The sequence below is a fragment of the Marinospirillum alkalitolerans genome (assembly GCF_045055655.1).
Classification (GTDB): domain Bacteria; phylum Pseudomonadota; class Gammaproteobacteria; order Pseudomonadales; family Halomonadaceae; genus Marinospirillum; species Marinospirillum alkalitolerans.
This window is the reverse complement of the sequence record NZ_JBANFI010000004.1, coordinates 1-21946: the sequence shown is the minus strand read 5'-3', so window position 1 is coordinate 21946 and position 21946 is coordinate 1. Positions and strand designations below refer to the sequence as shown.

The window sequence follows — 21946 nt, the reverse complement described above, 5'->3', positions numbered from 1 at the left end:
GGCTCGGTCACTAGCCTAAGCGGGCCAGAATCTGCGGTAGGCTGGTCTCTAGAGCAAAGTCTTTGATTAAACAGGCGCTTAAGGCTGGTTCTTGTGCCTTGAGTGCTTCGGGATCATCGCCACTGAGCAGAATAAACGGCCGTGTCGAGCCTTGATCACGCAGCTCACGAAAGAGCTCGATGCCATTCATCAACGGCATTTGTAAATCACTGATAATCAACTCAATACTAGGCTGCTGCTGCAGCGCCTCTAAGGCCGCCAGTGCATCGCTGGCCTGCACCACCTGATGCTCTTGGTCTTCAAGTATGGCCACCAGCATTTCTGCTGCCAAAGCATCGTCATCCACCACAAGAATATGCATATTCACCTCTGAGGTACGAGCGGCGTTTCAGCGCCGGTCGCATCACCTAATAAAAGTTGTAAGGTATCAATGAGACTCGACTGATCAAAACTGCCTTTAACGAGATAGGCATCGGCACCCACCTCTAAGCCTCGGCGCTTGTCTTCTTCTTTTTCGCGCGAGGTCAAAATAAGAATCGGGCAATGCTGATAAGCCTCCAGCTGGCGCAAGGCTGCAGTCAAGCTAAAGCCATCCATGATCGGCATTTCCACATCAGTAATCACAGCATCAAAAACCTGCTGCTGCGCTTTTTCGAGACCTTCAGCCCCCTGCTCGGCCAGCACCACCTGATATCCCCAAGCTTGAAGAAGATCACGTTCAATCTCACGCGTGCTGAGAGAATCATCCACCACCAAAATACGCTTGGCGCTTGTGGGCGCTTCAGCGCGAGGTCTGGGAGTTTGGCGCTGCTGCCGAAAAGTCGCCATCAAGCGTGGCGGGTGCAGTAAGGACACCAATTCATCCTTCCCATAGTGCACTAAGCCCGTCACCAATTTCTCACCCGCACGGAGCAAGGGAGGGAGCGGTTCAATCAACAAATCCTTCTCATCGACGAGTGCATCGATTTCAAGTGCCAACTTGCTATGTTGCAACTTGATAATCAACAAGAGTAAAGATGAGCTCGTCCGCTTGGGCTGGCCCAGACCAAGCAATTGACTGAGCGGGATACAAGGAACAAACTCGTTATGCACAACCACCGCAGGGCCTTGCGCAAAATCCAATAAGTCTTCTGAACGCGTCCGTAACAGCTCAACAACATACTGGGCACCAAAACCAAACAAGCGCCCCTGACACGCCACCAAAAGCACGCGCATACGCGCCAGAGAAAGCGGCAGGCGCAGCGTAAAGCAGGTGCCTTGGCCGACCTGACTGGTGATCTGTAGCGTGCCTTTTAAGTCATCTTGCACCTTGCGCCGCACGACATCCAATCCCACGCCACGGCCTGAGAATTCGGTAATCAGCTCACTAGTCGAGAAGCCTGGCGTAAAGATCAGCTGCATCATCTCGGCCTCACTCATGGTGGCCAGTTCTTCTGCTGTGACCAGTTTTTTGTGCCGAGCCTTTTCCGCCACCCGTTGAGGATCAATGCCGGCACCATCATCACTTAAGCGGATCACGGCCCAGTGCCCATCCTGCTGAGCTTCTAGCTGAATATGCCCCTGCGCTGGTTTGCCCGCAGCCAGACGCACTTCAGGTGTTTCTATCCCATGATCCAAAGCATTACTCAACAGATGTACGAGCGGATCGGCCAGCTGATCGATCAACTGGCGATCCAGTTCCAGCTGCGCGCCTTCAATATGACACTGAGCCTGCTTGCCCAGTGCGCGGGCCTGCTCTCGGACTAAACGCGCGGCAGGATCAAACACCTGACTCAAGGGCAGCATGCGCAGCTGCAAGAGCTGATCATAGAGATCTTCCATTAGTTGACTTTGTGCGGCCACACGATCACGCCATTCACGCTGATGCTGAACCCAAGCCTGGCTCAGCTCTGGTGGCAATGCAGCTAGGGTCTGCTGCTGTAAGGGCTTCATCTGACGCAGCATCACCGGAAAAGCCGCCTGACACTGCACCACTTCTCCAAGCTTTTGCAAGAGTTCATCAAGCCGCTCTAGACTGACCCGTACGCTGGTCGAGGTCTGTAGCTCAGGTCGCACCTCATCGATCACCGCTGCTGCTTGTTGCCTTGGCTGGGGCATCGTTGGGCTGGGCTGGCTCGCCGTGAGAGACGCCAGCGCTTGAGCAGGGGCGAAAGCCTCAGCTTCAGCGACCGCCTCTGGAGCAACGGCCTCTGAACTCATCTCTGCGCCCTGACGCTGCACCGCTTGTGCGGCCTCAGTCAAAGCCCTACACAGGGCTTCATCGGCCTCTGGCAAGAGACTGGGATCTGGCTCTTGCGCCAACTGCTCAACGAGCTGTTGCAGGCCATCATGCACCTGATAGAGCAGATCCAAGGCTTGGGCATCCAGCACGGCATCTGGCTCACGCAAGGCGCTGAGCAGATCTTCACCACTGTGGGCCAGATGGGTCAGCGGCAGCAGCTTGAGCATCCGTGATGAGCCTTTCAAGGTATGCAGAGCGCGAAACAAACGATGGATCTGCTCGCTGTCCACAGCGCCTGGCTGAAGCTGATCTAATCCCTGATTGACCTGCTGCAATTGATCGCGCGCTTCTTCTATAAAGCGCTGAATAAAGCGTTGAATATCCAGCGGCATCAGTCACCCCTTGCAGTAGAGGACAGCTGATTGAGCTGCGCCTGACTTAAACGCAACACATCCCCTGCTGGCAAAGCTGGCGGGAGCCAACTGAAGCCACCAAGATGCGCAGGATCGGCCTTCAGTAAACGCACCACGCAGTGCAGCGCACGACGTGCCGCCGGCCACTGCTGCCGCTGGCGATAGACTTCGGCTAGATAATACTGTGCTGGCCAGCATTCAGGCTGGATATAAACCAGCTGCTTTAATTGCTGCTCAGCCTCTGCTGTACGTTCTTGCCAGCGATAGACCAGTGCCTGAATAAATAAGCCATCGACTGACCAAGGTTGCTGCTCTAACACCTGATCGAGCCAGGTTTGTGCGGCATCCCAGTGCTGATTCTGTGCTTCTAACCAGGCCGCCAGTACCGCAACACCGAGATCCTGACATGGCTCGATGCTGATCAACTCTTGTAAGCACTGACGCGCCAGCCCCCAGGCCTCTTGTTGAATCGCTTCTCGTAGCGCGTGACGGCCTGTCTTTAAATCCACAGTGCAAGAATAAGGCGCAGCAGGGCTCGGCTCCATCTTAGCAATAGGAGGCCGGATGGGTTGAGATTGGGGTTGAGATTGAGGCTGAGCCAAGGTGATGACCCCAAGCGCAGCTGCATCCAAGTGGGCGGATGACACGCGGGTGGGAAGCTGCGTTTGAGCTGGTGCGGTGATGGCCGCAGTCGTCAGGGCTGGTCGCAACGCTTGGCCCTGCACAAAGTAATAGAGCCCCTGCTCTTCAACCAGAGAGAAGACGCCCAGATCATTGCCGAGGGTTTCTGACGATCCCATAATCAGTAGGCTGTTGGGTGCCATCATTTGACTTAAGTGGCGCAGGATTTTATGCCGTGTTGGCGCATCAAAGTAGATCGAAACATTGCGAAAAAAGACCACATCATAGGGCTGAGTAATCTGTGGCGGGGCCACCAGATTCAGCTCGAAAAAGACCACCTGCTGCTTTAGCTGATCCAGCAGCTGCCAATAGCTCCCCTGAGGCTGGAAATAACGCTGCTGAACAGCAGCACTAACCCCACGAAAGGAAAAGGGGGCATAGCGTGCCTGGCGCGCCTTGGCCAGCACCTGCTGATCGATATCACCACCCGCCACATGAAAAAGCGATCGAGCCGAACCCGGATAGGCCTCATGCAAGGCCAGCAGCAAACTATAGGCCTCTTCTCCTGAAGAACAACCTGCACTCAGAATCCGCAACGGGCGATGCTCAGCCTGCGCCAGCACACGTGGTATCAGCTGATCGATGAACAGCCGAATATATTCGACTTCACGGAAAAAATAGGTCTCATTGACGGTCAGCTGGCTAATCAACTCCTGCAATAAGTCTGGCTCTTGCTGCAAACGTCGCCAGTAGTCCCCTCGCCCGCAGGCATGCTGCTGACGCAGACGCTGCACCGCAGTAGACAGCCGGGCCGCGGCCAAACCTTCCAGCAGTAAACCTGCATGCTGATAGATCAGCGTCTTGATGGCTTCAAGCTCCTGATGCGCTGCGGCATTTGACATACTATCCACCCTGACAGGCCATCAAGCGATAGAGGGCGGGAGTCTGGCGCACGGCAACTTGCAGCGCTTCAGCTAGCGCCGTCACTGGTAGCACTTGATCCACGCCACCGCGCTCAATCGCCTGCTGGTTCATGCCAAAAATCACCGAGCTGGCTTCATCCTGCGCCAGTGTTAGGCCTCCAGCTTGATGCACAGCCAGCAGGCCTGCCGCGCCATCCTGCCCCATCCCAGTCAGGATGACGCCGATTGCACGCTGTTGAAAAACCTCCGCCACCGACAGCAGCAGTGCATCACAGCTGGGGCGATAAATATCCTTCTGCTGACGAGCCAGCAGCGCCAAATGCCCTTGCTGACTGACAACCAGATGCGATTCAGAAGGCGACAGATAGACCTGACCTGCACAAGGCAGCTGGCCATCCTCGGCCACACTGACATGCAAAGGTGTATGGCTATTCAGCCACAGCGCCAAGCCCTCCACAAAGCCATCGCTCATATGTTGGGCAATCAGAATCGGTGCTGGAAAATCCGCGGGGAGCTGGCGCAGAATTAAGGCCAGCGCTTGCGGTCCGCCAGTCGAAGAGGCGATCACGACTAAACGCTGCGTTTGAGGCTGTGAGGAGGGCAACAGAGCAACAGAGTGGGCAACAGGAAGCGGTGCAGCAGATGCGCGGCGCGTTCGGGTAATCATCGGTATGCCCGCCAGTAAACGCACCTGACGAATAAACTCTTCGGCTTCTGCGGTGCTCACCTCAGGCTTGGGAATCACCTCCAGCGCACCCAGCTCCAAAGCTTGATAAGCACGCTGTGCATCGGCTTCACTGCTGACCACCAAAATCGGCAGGGCTTTGGTGTGCATCAAGGTGGCGATAGTCTGCAAACCATCCATGACCGGCATATTCAGATCGAGTGTCAACAAATCCGGCTGATGACGCCGCACCAGCTCGATCGCCTGCTGGCCATCTGCAGCCTCGCCCACGACCTCAATACCGCCCGCCTGCTCCAGTAAAGCGACGAGCAACTGGCGCGCCAAGGCTGAATCATCAGCCACAACAAGACGCAGAGGGCGGTTTTTGATCATGCCAGCGACTTCTCTTTTTGGGAGTGCGATGGGTGGTCATGAACAGACTGTTGCGCATGAAAAACATGTACCAAATTGGATAAAGTGGCAGCCATTTGCAGCATTTCTTCGCTGATTTCAGTGATCTGACGCACTGATTGCGCATTATGCGTGCTGGCAGCGGCAATATCACGCAAGGCCACCACCACCTGACTACTGGCCGTCTTTTGCTGACGTGTCGATAGTGAAATTTGCTGGGCGGCATGACTGGTTTGTGCAGCCGCCGCCACCAGCCCTTCCAAATCAGCCGCAGTCTTTGAGCTGACTCGCCGGCCTTGCTGAATCGATAAGGCCCCCTTCTCTGAAGTCATCACCAGACGCTGAATCGAATCCTGTATTTCTTGGGTGCGCTGTTCAATTTCGCGCGTGGAGTCGGTCACACTATCGGCCAGACGTCGTATCTCAGCGGCGACCACAGAGAAGCGTTTACCTGATTCTCCTGCACTGGAGGCCTCAAGAGCCGCATTAAAGGCAATCAGCTTAGTCTGATCTGCCAGCGTATTGATCAAATCCATCACACGACTGATTTCTTTCGACTTGGCACCCAATGCCATAATTTCAGCCAGGCTTTGCTGGTTTTCTTCATCGATCAGCGCCATGCGCTGCTCCAGATCCTGCATTGCCTGCGCCCCTTCCTGACTGCTTTGCAAAGTCACATTGGCCACATCGACCACGGATTGGGAATGATCGGCAATTTGCGTGGAGGAGGTCGACAGCTCTTCCATCGTTGAAGTGATTTCAGCGACAGAAGAAGACATCTCCTCTATCGCGGCGGCCATGGTTTGACTCATCGCCTGTTGGATATCTTGCTGGTGATGCACCAGACCCGCAGTATGGGCCAGTCGGTGCGCTGATTGGGACAACTCACCCGCGCTTTGCATGACCTGAGTGATCACCTGATCAAGGCGCGTAAAGAGCTGATTACTCTGCTCAGCCAGCTGGCCGATCTCAGCACGGTCTTGAACCTGAATCGGCTGCTTCAAATCCAGGCTCTGCGTCATGCTGATCAATTGACGCTGAAAGGCCATCAAAGGCCCAATCAAGCTGTTAGAGAGGGGCAACAGGACCAGCAGGCTGATCAACAAGAGCCCGAGTGTCAGTAGTAGCGCATCCCGCCACTGCTGCTGAATCGGCGCGATCAAGGCATCGCGCTCAACCTCCACCACTACAAAACGCTGTATTTCTTCCAGCCAATAGCTGGCCACAAAAAAAGGCTGCCCGTGATCGACCTCTGATCGGGTGATCTCGCGCACTTGAATCGCCTCTGGATGGAGCAAATCAGACCAGAGAGGCTGTTCAGCGACCCAAGGCAGGCGACTGGTTTCGTGGCTGATTTCTATCTGCCCATTAGGGTGAACCAAGGAGGCACGCCCTAAACCGGCCAAACGATAATGACTGATCATCTCACCAAGGGCGCGAGCATCAAGGCTCACACCAGCAACCAGCAGCGGCTGGTTCACGCGCGCATCCTTGGCTCGGCTGGAATAGTTGACAAACATCCGCAGCCGCCCTTCGGCATAAGCATTGGTATCAAGATTCAGCTCATAAGGCACCTGCCGTGCCAGATAGCGATAGTACCAGCCATCTGAAGCCGCCTCAGGATCAAAAATGCGCTGATGAATTTGATCCCCCTGAAAATAGAAGTAGTGCACTTCACCCGCCACCGAAGCCGCTAAAAAAGCGCCCGAGGCATTCACCTCATCACGGACTTGGCGCAAAGCCACTTCGGCATCAGCTCGCCCAGCTTCAGGCAGTCCTGCCTCGATCCAACGGTGTAAAAAGGGATTCTGTGCCAGACTGCGCGACAGCTGAATACTGGGGGCAAGATCGAGTGCCATCTGTGCGCCGAGATGCTCAAGACTTTGCGGCAACTCCTGCTCGAGAAGATGCTCGACTCGGTTGGTGACAAAGTGGCGTGATTGCAGAGTCAAGGCGACTAGCAGCATCACCCCCAGTGCAAAAGCAAAAGCCAAAAACAAACGCCAACGCAGGGGACAGCGATACCAAAGACGAGCGAGCATAGGACAGGATCCACAGTCAGGGGTTAACTAGAACACTTGCTTAGTTACATTTAGTAACTTTAATGCTCGCGCCAGCCGAATGCAAGGCCAGAAGGCCGCACCCATCCGGAACGCCTAGGATCAAAGACAGACTAGAGCCATTTTTCTTGCGCCGTGAAAGACACAGTCAACCAAACCTCGACACCGCGCTGCTTGAGCCGATTCCAGATATAGTTGCGCAGCTCATCCTGCTCCTTCATCGTCTCAAAAGTGCCCTGCGCAACCAGGAAGTTGATCTCCAGATCATAGCGCCGCCCAGTTTTGGCCAGATACCACTCGCTTTCTTGAATTGGATAGTTCGCCTCAATTTCCGTGACCAACTCATCCACTCGCTGCTGATAGGAGTCTTCAGGGGCTCTGAGCAGCACTTCTGAGATATTGGCGCGCAGCACTCGAAGCGGCAGCATGACCGCAAAAAGCGAGATCAGACTGGTGAGCGCAGGATCGATATAGGGCGTCCATTGATCATACCCCTGATGTTCCAACCAGGCGCCGATTAAGAAACCACACAGAATACCCAGACTCAGCAAACCATCGACCAGCCATTCCTGCATATCCACTCGCAGAATACTGGAATGACAGCGCTGTGCCAGATAACGCTCAATACCATAGAGACTAAAGCAAAAGAGCGTCATGGCGCTGGTGTAGTAGAGCGCAGACGACATCTCCACCTGATGCCCACCTGCAAAAATGACCGTGACACCTTGGTAAAAGGCAAAACAACAGATACTGAGAATAAACAGACCGTTGACCACATTCACCATAGGCTCAAGATGGCCATAACCATAGTGAAAGCGTTCATCATCCGGGCGCGTCAGTAATGCGGCCACATAGATATTGAGGCCAGTCATCCCCATGCTGAGCAAGGAGAAAATACCATCTAGCAAGATCGCATTGGATCCCAGATGAATCCCAAAATAAAAACCAGCGGCTGCGGCCACTAAAGTGCCAGCCAGAGAAACACGGAGCGCCGTTTGCTCAATACGTGCACGACGATTGCGATGCATAACTACCTAGTGTGCAATAAAATGAAAGAAATCAGGGGTCAAGTAGAGGCTAGCCCACTCTACTCAAGTGGGCCAGAGAAAGAGGACACTGGATTACCAGTGCCCTTGATTTTCCATGCTGATCCACGGCTCCTGTGGCGCTAAAGGCTCCCCCTTTTGCAACAGCTCAATCGAGATATGATCTGGTGAGCGGACAAAAGCCATACGCCCATCTCGCGGCGGCCGATTAATCAGGATGCCGGCCTGTTGCAAGCGCGTACAGGTGGCGTAGATATCCTCAACCTCATAGGCCAGATGCCCAAAATGGCGGCTATCAGAGGGCAGACCATCATCCCCATCCCAATTATAGGTTAACTCCACTGGACACTCTGGCTGACCAGGCGGTGCCATAAACACCAGAGTAAACCGTCCTTGCTCGCTGTCATGACGGCGAATTTCTTCTAATCCGAGATGCTGATAAAAAGCCATGGAGGCCTCAAGATTTTGCACTCGGACCATAGTATGTAAATAACGCATTCTCTTCTCCACATCCTGCAATCGATGATTCAAAGACGAGGTGATATGACCCCGTCTCCGTTGGCTGACCCGTCGCTGAGCCCGAAGTTCACAAGTGGCTTAGAAGTTCACCAGCGGCTTAGTAGTGACCCAGCAGCTTCCACCACAGAGCCCCGACCACCACCCAGATCAGCAGGTTAGCAACGCTCATCACAAAACCCGCTTTCCACCACTCACCTAAGGTGACATAGCCCGAACCAAAAATCACTGGCGAGGTGCCCGTGGCATAGTGTGTCAACGTCATCATAATCGATGAAGTAGCCGCCATAATCAGCACAAAGGGCATCGCCGGTGCGCCCAAGCTTAAACCAACAGTCAAAAACGCTGCCATCATCGCGGTAATGTGGGCCGTGGTACTGGCAAAAAAGTAATGGGTATACAAGAACACCAGCACCAGTAACGCCGCAGCGCCTGGCCAACCTATGCCAAGCAGCCCGATCCACTGTTCCATATTGGCCGAAAACCAGCTGATCAAACCACTCTCATTCAGCTGACCCGCCATCATAATCAACGCACCAAACCAAAGCAGTGTATCCCAAGCATTCTTCTCTTTGAGCACATCCACCCAAGTCAGCACCCCAGTGAGCAGCAAGAGGCTCAAGCCAATAAAAGCGGTCGTCGTGGTATGAAAGCTCCAGCCCGCGCCCAGCAACAAGGCAGGCAGATCCGCCCACAAGAGCAACAGCACTAAAAAGACCGAGAGCATGATGCCTTCATGGCGGCTCAAGGGGCCTAATTCAGTGAGTTGATCCCGCGCGACCTGCCTGGCATTCGGTGTTTCTTTAATCTCAGGTGGGTACAGCTTATAGAGGATGTAGGGCATGGCCAGAATCGCGACCATTCCAGGCAGCAGCATTGCTAAAGCCCAAGTCAGCCAGCTCAGCTGAATCTCAGCCCCTGTCGCAGAAGCAATCAACTCCACCGTTAAGGGGTTCGGGGCTGTGGCCGTGATAAACATCGCTGAAGTGATGGGGTTACTGTGATAATTCACCAACGCCAAGTATTTGCCGATCCGATTGGATGTTCCCTGCTCAGGGCAAGACTGATAGCCCTGCGCAATCGAGCGCATAATCGGATGGATAATGCCGCCACCACGCGCCGTATTACTAGGCGTGACAGGCGCGATAGAAAGCTCTGCCAAAGCCAGGCCATAACCTATGCCTAGCGTTCGCTTGCCGAGCAGTGAAATAAAATAATAGCCAATGCGCGCGCCCAGACCGGTTTTGATCAAGCCGCGTGAAATCATAATCGCGACAGCAATCAACCAAATTAAGGGGTTGGCATAGCTACTGAGTGCAGTATTGATTGCCTGACCTGGGGTATCCCCCGTCACACCTGTTGCGGCCACCAAAGCAATAGCAATCACAGAAATCGCGCCGATCGACATAGCTTTGCCGATGATCGCGATAATCGTTCCAATAAACAGCGCTAGCATCAGCCAGGCTTGTTCCGTTAACCCTTCGGGCAAGGGAAGAAGCAACCACATACCAAGAGTAACCAGCACAGCCATGGCGGTCGGCCAAGGCTTAAAAGCAAGAGAAGCCATAAACAATAAGATCCTGCAGAGGCAATGAATGTAGACTTTAGTCTAGCATATCTATCATGACCTACAGAGATCTCGGCTGATCTATTCAGCCACACTTGTTTACTCTTGGCTTGCTTCTAAGCTGGCTAACCAGGCCTGATAGCGCCTTGCTGCTGCAGCGGGTGCCTCCATCATCGGAAGATGACCCATCTGTGGCATGAGTTCATGCTGCCCATCAGGCAAGTTTTCACGCAATGTCTCCAAGCCTGAGGCATCAAAGACCCGATCCTGCTCGCCCCATAAGGTGAAAACTGGCATGCTAAGTTCGGCCAAATGCTGTTGCAAATAAAAGGGATCTTGCTGCTGTTGCTGCCATAGACGCACATTGCTTTCAGCGCGCTGGATCGCTTGATCAGCAGCTTGCTTATAAAGTGGACGCGGCCACCAAGGCCGTTTGACAAACAGCAAATCCAGTAAAGCAACGAATTCATCCTGATCACGAGCAATCAACGGGATTTCTCCCTGTGCAACACGGCGTTGCATCTCACTGGCAACGGCCGTCTTGACACCATGAGGACCACCAATAAGTGCCAAGGAAGCAACACGCTGCGGATGATCCAGCGCATAGCGTGCCGCGAGCGTCCCTCCCATCGAGTTGCCGGCAAGATGGAAGGTCTCCACCTCTAGCAACTGTAAAAAAGCATGTAAACGCTCTGCCTGAGTCTGATAATCATAGCTGGCGTCATCTAAACGCGAACTGGCCCCAAAACCTGGCAGATCGGGAATCAATATCCGAAAATCCGTGCGCAAAGGGCGCACAAACTCAACCCAGTGATCCTTATCGGCAAAAATCCCATGCAATAACACCAGCACCTGCTGGCCTTCGCCCCCAGCAAGATAATGTACCTGATGATCACCCACCTCGATTTGGTGCGCAGTTAAGCCAGACAACTGTCGATTGAGCTTGAAAAGCGGATCAACGAACACGTTGGGCAGCAACCAATAACAGCCTACCAAGAATAAGCCAAGAGCAAGCAGTAATCGCATCCCTCTTCCTCTTAAAGAGCATCGCTATTAATAAAAAGATGCTCAAGCACCTTTTTAGCTTCTAAAGCCGCATTGAGATTTCCTTGAACATGCGCTATTGAGATTGCTCCCTCTTTCAACAAAGCAACGAGGTTTGTGGCATTCTCAGCGACTCCTTTTGGAAGGAGCAAGATATCAACATGTTTATGAATCAGCTCCACTATACTGGCTTTGTGCTCAGCGCAGGCTCGATGAATGGCATGATCGCGATCACCAAATTCAGCGCTGGCATTAATAAAGAAGCAACCATTAAATGATTCAACATCAGCGACTCGACTATGAAACCAATCATCTAAAGCATTAAATAACTCTAGCAATGCGGGTTTTCCTGCTGAAACAGAGTCAAGTCTTGATGTCAACCAAACACGGTAATGAAGGTCACGATAACGGATCGTCGCTTCGATTAAATGCTCTTTGCTAGGAAAATAATGATAAAGCGTTTTCTTGGCTACACCAGACTCTGCCAACACACGATTGATACCCACAGCGTGAATGCCATGAGTGTAAAATAGTTTAAAAGCGGTACGAACCAGTAATTCTTGCTTATCCATTACAGCCTCCACATCAGACGAGAGAAATCAATCTTGACACCAGCAGACCAACTTGTCTACCCTAAAGGAGACCAATCTGTCTACATATAAGGACTCACCTATGGATAAGCGTTCGATCACCAACTCACACCATTTTGTCTCTCTGCTTGCGGGACTCGGGGCCATGTTATGTATTACTGCACTGAGCAGTCTGGATAGACTAGCTCCATCATCTGTCTGGTTAATGGCCCCCTTTGGTGCAACCATGGTGATTCTCTTCGGATTACCCGAAAGCCCGCTTGCACAACCTAGGAATATCCTTGCCGGACATCTTTTAACGACCTTGATAGGGCTTGCCATGGCAGCCTTGGTAGGTGTCACACCTTGGTCGATGGGATTAGCTGTAGGTTTAGCAGTCAGTGTGATGCTACTCACCAGCACAACTCACCCACCAGCAGGGGCCAATCCACTGGTTGTTATGCTCGCAGGCGAACACTGGGATTTCTTATTGATGCCAGTCGCAGCTGGTGCCCTAGTGATCATCGCATTCGGCGTGATCTATCATCGGTTTATTTCTAGGCAACCTTACCCAAAACGCTGGTTTTAAAAGCTCCTACAGGCAACAAACTCACCTTTCCCTACAGGCAAAGTTGTGCTGGTAAACTCACCTTTTGCATGCAGCGCGCCAATAAATTCTTCCAGCTCTTCTGCATGCGAAATGGCATTATCGCAAACAAGCAGTCCACCAGGCCGAACCAGAGAGACGATTTGATCTGCAAATCGGTTATAGCTGGATCGATCAGCATCCAAGAAAACCAAATCAAAGGGCTGATTCATAGCTCCGAAGAACACTGCACAGTCAGCTTCAACAAGATTGATCTTGTGGTCAAGATGAGCTTGTTTAAAATTGCTTCTGGCTTGGCTAGCTTTGAATGAAGAGATTTCAATCGTTGTCACTTGCCCATCCTCTGGTAAGGCAGAAGCTATCCATAAAGTAGAATAACCATTTGATGTCCCAATTTCTAATACACGCTTTGCGGCACTCGCTTTGATCAGTACAGCTAGAAACTCGCCTGTATCCCTTGTGATATTGAGATACTTGCGATCTCTTTGCTCTATCAATGCATCATTTTCCTTACCTAAGCGCTCGAGTTCTTCAAGAAGGTACTTAAGCTGCATGTCTAGACTCCCATCTTGGCTTCACTGTAACACCTTGCTCTCGTCATTCATGGTGGAAACAACAATCACCAATGAACCCAGAAAGCAAACTATTGAGTCTTATTCAGATCCCCTAGTCATAGAAATGATTGCAACAGCGAGCAACGGCTTTGTAGGTTTATTTTTGCCTTTGTCCATACACCAGTTTCACCACAAGGAGCATACGGATAAAGATTCGCTTTAATCTGATGACTCACTTCACCTCCTGGTTAGTGAGGGCATAACTCTTCAATCAGCTAACATGTTGCCGGTCGACTGTATTGACTTGAAGTTTTAGGCACATATAGTATGCCCATGCGATTAACGCCAATTGGAGCGGCATCCTTATCAACAAGTAAACAGCACCCCATTGATGTCCCCCTATACCCACACTGTTCAGCGCAGCATAAATATTTGCAGGAAAGAACACCACAAATACCAAGATAGCTATTTTTGCAGCAATCCGTTGGTATTTAGGAATAAAAAGTGCGACTCCAATCAGAAGTTCAAGCACTCCAGTAAAATAGACAAGCTCCAAGCGCATTGGCAACCAAACCGGCAGCATATCTACCATTTCATCTGTTTTAACAAAATGACCAATAAAAAAGTATATAAAAGCAACACCAAGCCCCCAGCAAGAAAGCTTGTGAATATCCAACTTACGCCTGGTGACCCTTGACATGACAAAAGCCACTAACAGAGGAAAAACCAAAATCGATAAAATGATGATTGGCGTCAACATAAAACCCTCGTGGTTTAATAATCCTTATTTCACCTAGAACCCTGAAGCGCGTGGAATATTTTTTAGAAAAACTTACATCAGTCACCAAGAATAACCGACATCACAAAGCCGAGTAAGACGAATTATGGTCTTGCCCCACTAGAACGGGGCAAGCACAATGTTCGTCAGCCTGCACTTGCTAGGGCACTATACACGCCCTGGACGCATGAAGTGACTGCGTTCCTGCTCGACTATCTCCCTGAACGCGCATCTTTCAGAATGATCATTTATCAGGCCCGTTGCCTGCATAAAGGCATAGGCGGTTGTGGGGCCAACGAATTTCCAGCCCTGTTTTTTCAGAGCTTTCGACAATGCAATGGACTCTTCTGAAGTTGATGCCGTCTGCGGCTCAGGCAAACTATTCTCATCTGGTTCGAATCGCCAAAAGTAAGCAGCTAGTGACCCTTCTTGCTCCACAAGCTCTATCGCCTTTTTTGCATTATTGATCACTGCTTCTATCTTTCCACGGTGCCTGACAATTCCTTTATCCTTTAATAATCGTTCAATATCAGCGTCATTGTACTTTGCCACCACATTAAAATCGAAACTTGAGAAGGCAGCACGAAAATTCTCTCGTTTAGCGAGAATCATTCGCCAGCTCAAGCCAGATTGAAAGCTTTCGAGGCACAACTTTTCAAACAGCCTGATATCGCCATCAACCGGATAACCCCACTCATTATCGTGGTATTTAAAGAACTCCGGAGCAACCGAGCACCAGCTGCAACGCAACTCTCCATCAGGACCTCGAACAGTAGTGTTCATCGCTCCCCCCCTCATTCAGCTAGAAGAAAGATCAAACGCTCATCTGCTTTCTTTAGCTCAATTTCAAGTATTTCAGCCATAACGACATTCTCAACCACACATAGATCTTGATTAACTCGGTTTTCAAGGGATTCTTGACTCAGCAAGAGCAGATCCTCCAAGACCGGGTTGAAGACTGTCAGCTACCAAGAAAACCTTACTCTCAAACTCTCGCTTGATACATTGATTGTGGTCTTCCCCAGCAGAAGGTTCTGATGTTTGGCATAAAAACGGGTGATGCCTGGTGTTCTTCGGCAGATCCGAGCCACTCGAGCCTTAAGACCCATCTCACGCATCAGGCGGGCCACCCGCTTGCGGGCAATGTTGATACCCTTTTGGCGCAGTTGCTGATGAATCGTGGGGCTCCGTAGCGTCCTTTACTGGCTGAAGGCGTCCGGTGTAGGGCCGGAGGCCCGGAACGTACTACAACAATTTGTTAAGTGATTCCAAGCTCTCAGGGCCGCCCTCCAATCGAACGCACTCAGCGGATTCTTGCTCCCATGGCGCGGCGGATGCTGTGTGGAGGTGAACAGAAACCCTTGATACGTCAAGTTCATCGAGCAAACCGGCTGGAACCCAAACCATCCCGGTGCCCCGCAGGCTATTTGGAACCGGACTCCCACAACTTGAGCAAAAATCGCTCCGGAAACCACTTGGCTTTTGGTACGACCGGATCTCGCTTTGACCTGAGACCCAACGAAAACTAGAACCCTGCACAAATGTGGCAGCGTTAGCGGCAGCCCCTGTGGCTTTGCGGCACAGCGAGCAGTGACACTGATAGAGATTCCGTATCTCCCCATCAATTTCGAATTTCACGCTTCCGCAGAGACATTCACCTTGCATCGATCAGTCCTTTGGCACTTAACGCCCGCAGCACGCGCGGCTTTGTAGTGGAGGCGCAGCCGCAACGCAAAAACCGTCGCTGTGCCTGCGATTGTTAAGTTGCTATTCGTAGAATGCACTATTATCTAAATACATTCCCTGTTCGTAGAAATCAACTTTTCTCACATCATCTACTGGAGCGAAAGCTTTGAATGTGAATGGAACTGTATAATCTGTAGAAAAACTATCACTTTTTGAACCGTAATTTAATGTACACTCAACATAACCGAACCCATTGAATATCACCTGATTAGGCTCTATCACTTCGATGTTATAACCTTCAATAGCTACAAAATCCACTACAGTTTGCGAGGATATTTCTATTAAAGCCTCATGCGAATCAAAAGCAAGAGTATTGAATACTATATCGTGGACTTCTTCTTCGACAGCCTCAGTGACATGAGTCTTTATCTCATGAATTGAGTCCAGGATACCCGTGAATGAAGAAAGCAAACCTTTTAAAAACACGAAAGCTTCTTTGGGGTTAGCACCCATAGCTTTCTCATTAACATGAGTATATTTATTAAGCTTTTGATATAGGCCTAAGTACTCTTTAGTTACTTCTTCCGCCTCTTCTTTTACCCAATCAGGAACCGTAGCATCGGCAAAGTAACCTTGAGTACAATATTTCAGCTGCTGCTTACGATTTACTTCATATTTCTCAGACAAACGCTCATACCAACAAGCTAATTTAACATCTTCTACAGGCGCCAGACGGTTTGTAACTCTTGTAAGTAGCTCCCTGATAACGAAAGCGAAATTATTGAAACGTATTGAGTTTCCCATATCACAATAGTTTCGGAGAGCGGCGGTAAAACCTCCCGCTCAAATCCAGCATTAAGACGAGAATATAAACATACGACTTCAGGAATTTCTTTTAATCGCTTTAACTTCATACACCCTCGATAACCAACTACAACTTAACGCCCGCAGCACGCGCGCCTGCGGAATGGAGCCGAAGGCGCAATGTAGTAGGCGTCGCCGTGCCTGCGATTGTTAGCATTAGGCGCCTGGTGTTTTGACATTTCTGACGTCGATACTAAACAGTAGCTGGGATATATCCGAGGGATAAAGCTCCTTATCGCGCATACCTACAGACTCACGAATTTGGAGACACAATCTCGTGAACGATAGGATTTCTTGTTCAGTTTGCAACGTACCCCCAGCTCTCAAAAAATCAGCTAGATGATGAACAACACTAGCATGGCCATAAACACAAATTCGCGATTTGGCGTCCGCTAGATTTGAAAGCTCCTCGGTTACGACCGTTCGCTGATCTTTACGCTGAGCCACAGCTATTTTCGATACAGAATTCAGAAAATCAGAATAGGCTTTGTTTTGGAGCTCAGATAGATTGTTTGCCGCCTGATTCTTCCAGTTGAAAAAGCCCTGCAGCAAAGCACCAATGACCACGCCAAGAACACCGATTACCGGCACTATAGTTACGAGCCCATCTTTCACTCAACTACCTCTCGAAAATGCTAACGCCCGCATCACGCGCGGCTTTTTAGTGAAGGCAAAGCCGCAACGAAAAAGCCGTCGCCGTGCCTGCGATTGTTAGCAGGCTATACCGTTTATTCCGGAGATACAGATACGCTCCGACGGTAATTTCTGCTACGTATTGCATTATCAATCTGGTTAAGAATTAGCGCCCAGCACGGTGAGACCCTTGGGTTGGCCCGCTTCTGATTGCTGTGTTTGACTAGCTGATATTTAACCATAGCCATATACGCCAGCGAAGCCAGGGGTTTGTTGTTCCAGGTTATTGGTGCCAGCTCTGGAGTGCTCGGTTTCCCCTGCTTCCATTCATCTGGCAGGCTGGGGTTGATTGCCAGTCCAGTTGCAATACCGACCATTGCAACGCCATTTTGTAGCACTTGCTCGGCGATCGCTTGACGGCGGATTCCACCCGTTAGCATGACCGGCATTCTGGCAACTTGCTGAATGTCTTTGGCAAACTCCAAAAAGTACGCTTCGCGTGCCAGTGTCCGCCCATCGCGAGCCTTGCCATGCATCGCAGGTGCTTCGTAGCTGCCACCGGATAGCTCGATCATATCCACGCCAAGGTAGTTCAATAGCATAACGACTTCGCGAGCATCTTCTGGGCTAAAGCCACCGCGCTGAAAGTCTGCGGAATTAAGTTTTACGGCGACAGCAAATGTCGAGCTGACGGCCGCGCGAATACCACGCACAATATCCAGCAGCAGGCGCGCCCGGTTTTCAAGCGAGCCGCCCCATTGGTCGGTGCGATGATTGGTCAGCGGCGACAAGAATTGGCTGATTAAATAGCCATGAGCCGCATGAATTTCAACACCATCAAAGCCGGCTTGCTCGGCCAGCTCGGCCGTCGCAATAAAGCGCCCAATCACCTGCTTAATGATGTCCTCAGTCATTGGCTTAGGCTCTGAAAAATGCTTGGACAGCTTGCCAAGCTCAACAGCAACCGGCGATGGAGCCCAGGTTTTCTGACCGAGATTACCCGGCATTTGACGACCGGGATGATTAATTTGCATCCAGACCTTCGCTCCATTGCGTTGCCCCGCCTGCGCCCAACGGGCAAAACGGGACAACTGTGCTGCATCTTCCAACACCACGCCACCGGGGCCAGTCATTGCCCGACGGTCAACCATAACATTGCCGGTAATCAACAAACCGGCTCCACCTTCGGCCCAGCGTTGATACAGCTGAATCAACTTACCTGAAGGGGCAAATTGCTGATCTGCCATGTTTTCTTCCATCGCCGCTTTGGCGATCCGGTTTTTTATGGTCGTGCCGTTGGCGATTTGTAACGGGGTGAATACCAGCATTACTGTTCTCCTGTTTGAGTTATGTGGTAACTCTAACCTTAAAGTAAAGCTCAAGGTCAAGATCATTTCTCCGCTTGACCTTAAACTTAACTTTAATCTTAAGGTGTTAACCACGAGCAATGTTGCCCTGAACTGAGAGGAAAGAACCCATGAAACTCAATCACATGATTGTCATCGCTGGCTTAACCCTAAGCGCTACGACCATGGCCCTAGCCACTGTAGATGATTCAGAACTTCCATCGATGCAAACATCATCAAAAACACAAACCCGCATCATCGATATTGGTGGTCATGACGTACCAATACTAGCCGGTGGTCTATATGACCGTTATCGCTCCAACTCTCCACTGTCGGTCATTGCGGCGGAGTCTCCCGCTACAGATCTCAGCTGGTTTCACACATTAGAAAGAACCAAAGTAGATGTTGGTTTTGAGACGTGGTCGCCAATTTTTTACTATGAAAACACCAAAGTCACCGTTATTTACACAGCTAACTTGGATCGACTCAAAGAACTTATGCCCGACCAAGTACTGGAACATGTCCAACCGCTGCAGATCTGGCCGGGACGTGGCCTCGTCGCACTGACTGCCTATGCCTATCACTATGCTGATAGCGACAGTTACAACGAAATCTCTCTGGCCATAGTCACCAACAAACCTGGAGGTACTCGCATTGGCATTGCTAGCTTGCTGGGGCAGTCTTGGTCTGATGATTTTTGGGGCTATGTGCTAAAGCTTCCGGTAGATACAGAGTTGGCCAATGTTCGCGGTATCGTTGGCTATAACTTACCGAAATGGCTAACCAGCATACACTACGAAGCGAACGCAAATACCATACGCTTTGAGGTCATCGACCACCAAACTGGCGAGTTAGATTTTGTGCTGGAAACCGCCCGATTAGCTGATCCGTCGTACCAGCCTAAATTAGTGACCAATAATTTCGTCAATCTAGATCGACATGGCACCTTAACACATGGTTATGCCGTGTCTCGTCACCTTCGCCATGGCAATAGCCGCAACAGCGATGATGTCGAACTAACGCTGTATGACGGTAGCTTCGCAAACTTCATGAAGTCACTGCAACTGGGCAATATGGTGCGCTATGAATACGTTCCTGACTTTCAAAGTGCGCTCTACACCCCGAAGCCGCTTTCGGTGCGTTAAACGGAGAGCATGGTGATGACATTGAACACGCAACAGAACAACCTAAACGATGCGGAGCTGCTCCTTGCCCAACAACAACAAGCCTTTTTAGCGGCTCCGCCGCCAACGTTGAAAGAACGGCAAGCCAAACTGTTAACCCTACGCAATGCGGTGTTGACCCACCGCAGCGCCTTTGAGGCAGCGATTAGCCGTGACTTTGGCAATCGCTCAGCCTATGAGACTGCGTTATTGGAAATGACGGTCGTGATTCAAGCCATTGACTATCTGCGTAAGAATTTGCGCCGTTTTATGCGCGCGCAACCTCGGCATGTCAGCCTGCTCTATCAACCCGCCAAGGCCTATGTGCAATATCAACCTTTAGGGGTGGTGGGCATTATGGCCCCGTGGAACTATCCACTTGCGCTTACGCTCATTCCTTTGGCGACGGCTTTGGCCGCAGGTAACCGCGCCATGTTAAAGCCCTCGGAATTAACCCCAGGCACCAGTGAACTGCTGCAGCAAATGCTGGCAGACACTTTCGCGACGAACGAAGTGGCCGTGGTATTGGGCAATGCGGATGTCGGCGCAGCCTTTAGCCAACTGGCATTTGATCATTTGTTTTTTACTGGCAGCACTGAAGTTGGTCGCAAAGTGATGGCTGCTGCCAGCGCAAATTTGGTGCCAGTAACGCTGGAGCTTGGCGGTAAAAGCCCTGTGGTCGTGCAGCAAGGGCAGGTAAACCGTCGCACCATCGATAGCATAGTCTTTGGCAAGCTGGCGAACGCTGGGCAAACTTGCGTTGCACCGGATTACGCATTGGTACATCAAGACGATCTGGATAGTTTTATTGAGCAATATAGTGCAGCCGTTGGCCGCAACTATCCGCAAGGGCCTGCCAGTTCAGACTACACTTCGATTGTCAGCGAGCGTAACTATCAGCGTCTAGTAACACTGCTAAACGATGCCAAAAGCTTTGGCGCCAAGGTGATTGAAGTCGGTAATTCCCCGGAGCAAGCTACCAATCGACCGCGTACGCTGGCACCTACATTGGTGATTGATGCTACGGACAACAGCGCGATCATGACCGAGGAAATTTTTGGTCCGGTGCTGCCAATCCGTACCTACCAAACCATGGACGAAGTGATCAACTACATTAATGCGCGGCCACGACCACTGGCCCTGTATTACTTTGGTAATCACAATGCCACTCGTAACGCTCTGTTGAGCAGCACCACGTCCGGAAATGTCGGGATCAATAATACACTCCTGCACGTTGCCCAGGATGATTTACCTTTTGGCGGTGTTGGTGCCAGTGGCATAGGTGCCTATCACGGCATTGAGGGCTTTCGTGCGATGAGTCATGCAAAAGGTGTCTTTAGTTTGGGGCGATGGAACCTGTCTCGCCTGATTAAAGCGCCCTATAGCAAACTTGCCGACCTTGCCTTGGCCTTCATGCTGGGTCGAAAAACGAAATAGCGACGAGCTTACAAGCCCGGTGCGCAATGCGCCGGGCTTATTCACCTTCTCTCACCAACCCCAGTTGCGACAGCACCCGTTTCGCATTGTCACGACAATCCATGTCGTCAGGTTTGGCATTAATCTCAGCTAACAACTCAAGCAACTGAGCCTTGTTGGCTGCTAATCGACGTTCCAAGTCTTCAATATCCTGTACTTTTTGCTCAAGTGCACCCAGCAACGACGAGTGGTCCCAAGCCTCTAAGTCAGACGGTAACAGCGTACTAAGCTCTTCCAAACTAAAACCCGATTGTTGCGCAGTGATGATCAGCTTGAGCATCGTCAATGCTTCGGGCGGATACGATCGATACCCATTGGCTTGCCGTGCAACCGTTTTCAATAAGCCGATACGCTCATAGAAACGAATGCGGGAGGGAGCCACCCCTGTTAGGGCCGCGAGTTCACCTATCTTCATCGTCATTTATTCCAAATCAGCCTAAGCTTAAAGTTAAGTTTAGGATTTTGGCAGTAAAAAACAAGAGGTATTGCCGCTATGTACGTTTAAAACTGAACGCGCGCAGTTGCAGCAGCTCATCTATTGAAGGAACCTCTGAACAATCGACAAATTTTCGCTCCACGAGCCGATAACATGATCATATAAAAGCTGGGGACTACGTTTGTACACGCTTTTCGCCGGAACAAGGCCGATTCAACCGGCTTATCCGACCCTTTTGGCGCGTTTCAGATGCAACTTTCCCGCAGCCCTTTCCTCATAACCTGTTTGATAAGCACCTTCCCGGCCAACACCAGGTTCACCACGACGAATAGCTCCGTCTTTGGCTGC

Annotated in this window: 22 protein-coding genes and 1 pseudogene; 3 read left to right on the top strand and 20 right to left on the bottom strand. The window is 51.1% G+C overall.

What is annotated here, in order from left to right:
- Positions 1–10: 10 nt before the first annotated feature.
- The 10 genes from V6U78_RS06970 to V6U78_RS06925 all read right to left on the bottom strand — a co-directional run bounded on the left by V6U78_RS06970 (position 11) and on the right by V6U78_RS06925 (position 12058).
- Positions 11–361, bottom strand: a complete 351-nt coding sequence (locus V6U78_RS06970) for a response regulator (RefSeq protein ID WP_405338821.1) — start codon at positions 359–361, stop codon at positions 11–13.
- 2 nt (positions 362–363) lie between these two features.
- Positions 364–2613, bottom strand: coding sequence for a hybrid sensor histidine kinase/response regulator (locus V6U78_RS06965; protein ID WP_405338819.1), 2250 nt, complete (start codon positions 2611–2613; stop codon positions 364–366).
- The gene (locus V6U78_RS06960; RefSeq protein ID WP_405338817.1) at positions 2613–4157 is read right to left on the bottom strand and encodes a CheR family methyltransferase; all 1545 of its coding nucleotides are present in this window, start codon (positions 4155–4157) and stop codon (positions 2613–2615) included. The genes V6U78_RS06965 and V6U78_RS06960 overlap by 1 nt, the downstream gene beginning before the upstream one ends.
- 1 nt (position 4158) lies before the next feature.
- Positions 4159–5235 carry a chemotaxis-specific protein-glutamate methyltransferase CheB gene (gene cheB, locus V6U78_RS06955; RefSeq protein ID WP_405338815.1) on the bottom strand — a complete coding sequence of 359 codons (1077 nt, stop codon included), beginning with the start codon at positions 5233–5235 and terminating at the stop codon, positions 4159–4161.
- Positions 5232–7295, bottom strand: coding sequence for a methyl-accepting chemotaxis protein (locus V6U78_RS06950; protein ID WP_405338813.1), 2064 nt, complete (start codon positions 7293–7295; stop codon positions 5232–5234). Before V6U78_RS06950 ends, cheB begins: the two co-directional genes overlap by 4 nt.
- A gap of 131 nt (positions 7296–7426) precedes the next feature.
- A complete protein-coding gene (locus V6U78_RS06945; RefSeq protein ID WP_405338811.1) occupies positions 7427–8341 on the bottom strand; it encodes a cation diffusion facilitator family transporter in 915 nt (304 codons plus the stop codon).
- Positions 8342–8434: 93 nt separating this feature from the next.
- Positions 8435–8857 (bottom strand): VOC family protein, encoded by a 423-nt coding sequence (locus V6U78_RS06940; RefSeq protein ID WP_405338809.1) that lies wholly within the window; start codon positions 8855–8857, stop codon positions 8435–8437.
- A 118-nt stretch (positions 8858–8975) separates the two neighbouring features.
- Positions 8976–10442: a DASS family sodium-coupled anion symporter gene (locus tag V6U78_RS06935; RefSeq protein ID WP_405338807.1), complete on the bottom strand. Its 1467-nt coding sequence runs from the start codon at positions 10440–10442 to the stop codon at positions 8976–8978.
- A gap of 99 nt (positions 10443–10541) precedes the next feature.
- Positions 10542–11468, bottom strand: coding sequence for an alpha/beta fold hydrolase (locus V6U78_RS06930; protein WP_405338805.1), 927 nt, complete (start codon positions 11466–11468; stop codon positions 10542–10544).
- A gap of 11 nt (positions 11469–11479) precedes the next feature.
- The gene (locus V6U78_RS06925) at positions 11480–12058 is read right to left on the bottom strand and encodes a TetR/AcrR family transcriptional regulator (RefSeq protein WP_405338803.1); all 579 of its coding nucleotides are present in this window, start codon (positions 12056–12058) and stop codon (positions 11480–11482) included.
- A gap of 100 nt (positions 12059–12158) precedes the next feature.
- Here V6U78_RS06925 and V6U78_RS06920 point away from each other — a divergent pair, with 100 nt between their 5' ends.
- The gene (locus V6U78_RS06920; RefSeq protein WP_405338801.1) at positions 12159–12644 is read left to right on the top strand and encodes an HPP family protein; all 486 of its coding nucleotides are present in this window, start codon (positions 12159–12161) and stop codon (positions 12642–12644) included.
- Here the strand turns inward: V6U78_RS06920 and V6U78_RS06915 are convergent.
- The 9 genes and pseudogenes from V6U78_RS06915 to V6U78_RS06875 all read right to left on the bottom strand — a co-directional run bounded on the left by V6U78_RS06915 (position 12641) and on the right by V6U78_RS06875 (position 18505).
- The gene (locus V6U78_RS06915) at positions 12641–13216 is read right to left on the bottom strand and encodes an O-methyltransferase (RefSeq protein ID WP_405338799.1); all 576 of its coding nucleotides are present in this window, start codon (positions 13214–13216) and stop codon (positions 12641–12643) included. The genes V6U78_RS06920 and V6U78_RS06915 overlap by 4 nt on opposite strands.
- A 271-nt stretch (positions 13217–13487) precedes the next feature.
- On the bottom strand, positions 13488–13976 hold the full coding sequence (locus V6U78_RS06910; protein WP_405338797.1) for a DoxX family protein: 489 nt from the start codon (positions 13974–13976) through the stop codon (positions 13488–13490).
- A gap of 186 nt (positions 13977–14162) precedes the next feature.
- Positions 14163–14777: a DNA-3-methyladenine glycosylase I gene (locus tag V6U78_RS06905; RefSeq protein ID WP_405338795.1), complete on the bottom strand. Its 615-nt coding sequence runs from the start codon at positions 14775–14777 to the stop codon at positions 14163–14165.
- Positions 14778–14959: 182 nt separating this feature from the next.
- Positions 14960–15172 (bottom strand): IS3 family transposase, encoded by a 213-nt coding sequence (locus tag V6U78_RS06900; RefSeq protein WP_405339507.1) that lies wholly within the window; start codon positions 15170–15172, stop codon positions 14960–14962.
- Positions 15173–15239: 67 nt separating this feature from the next.
- Positions 15240–15659 (bottom strand): GFA family protein, encoded by a 420-nt coding sequence (locus V6U78_RS06895; protein ID WP_405338793.1) that lies wholly within the window; start codon positions 15657–15659, stop codon positions 15240–15242.
- Between the two features lie 102 nt (positions 15660–15761).
- Complete coding sequence (locus V6U78_RS06890; protein ID WP_405339505.1) at positions 15762–16166, bottom strand: pPIWI-associating nuclease domain-containing protein; 405 nt, start codon at positions 16164–16166, stop codon at positions 15762–15764.
- A pseudogene (locus V6U78_RS06885) lies at positions 16152–16502 on the bottom strand (pPIWI-associating nuclease domain-containing protein); the annotation flags it as partial. The pseudogene V6U78_RS06885 and the gene V6U78_RS06890, both read right to left, overlap by 15 nt.
- Before the next feature lie 198 nt (positions 16503–16700).
- Positions 16701–17159 (bottom strand): hypothetical protein, encoded by a 459-nt coding sequence (locus V6U78_RS06880; RefSeq protein WP_405338791.1) that lies wholly within the window; start codon positions 17157–17159, stop codon positions 16701–16703.
- A gap of 113 nt (positions 17160–17272) precedes the next feature.
- On the bottom strand, positions 17273–18505 hold the full coding sequence (locus V6U78_RS06875) for an NADH:flavin oxidoreductase/NADH oxidase family protein (RefSeq protein ID WP_405338789.1): 1233 nt from the start codon (positions 18503–18505) through the stop codon (positions 17273–17275).
- Positions 18506–18654: 149 nt separating this feature from the next.
- Here V6U78_RS06875 and V6U78_RS06870 point away from each other — a divergent pair, with 149 nt between their 5' ends.
- Complete coding sequence (locus V6U78_RS06870; protein WP_405338787.1) at positions 18655–19668, top strand: hypothetical protein; 1014 nt, start codon at positions 18655–18657, stop codon at positions 19666–19668.
- A 15-nt stretch (positions 19669–19683) separates the two neighbouring features.
- Entirely contained in the window at positions 19684–21123 is a 1440-nt protein-coding gene (locus V6U78_RS06865) for a coniferyl aldehyde dehydrogenase (protein WP_405338785.1), read from the top strand.
- 37 nt (positions 21124–21160) lie between these two features.
- Here V6U78_RS06865 and V6U78_RS06860 read toward each other — a convergent pair whose 3' ends face one another.
- Positions 21161–21577 (bottom strand): MerR family transcriptional regulator, encoded by a 417-nt coding sequence (locus V6U78_RS06860; RefSeq protein ID WP_405338783.1) that lies wholly within the window; start codon positions 21575–21577, stop codon positions 21161–21163.
- Positions 21578–21946: the final 369 nt, after the last annotated feature.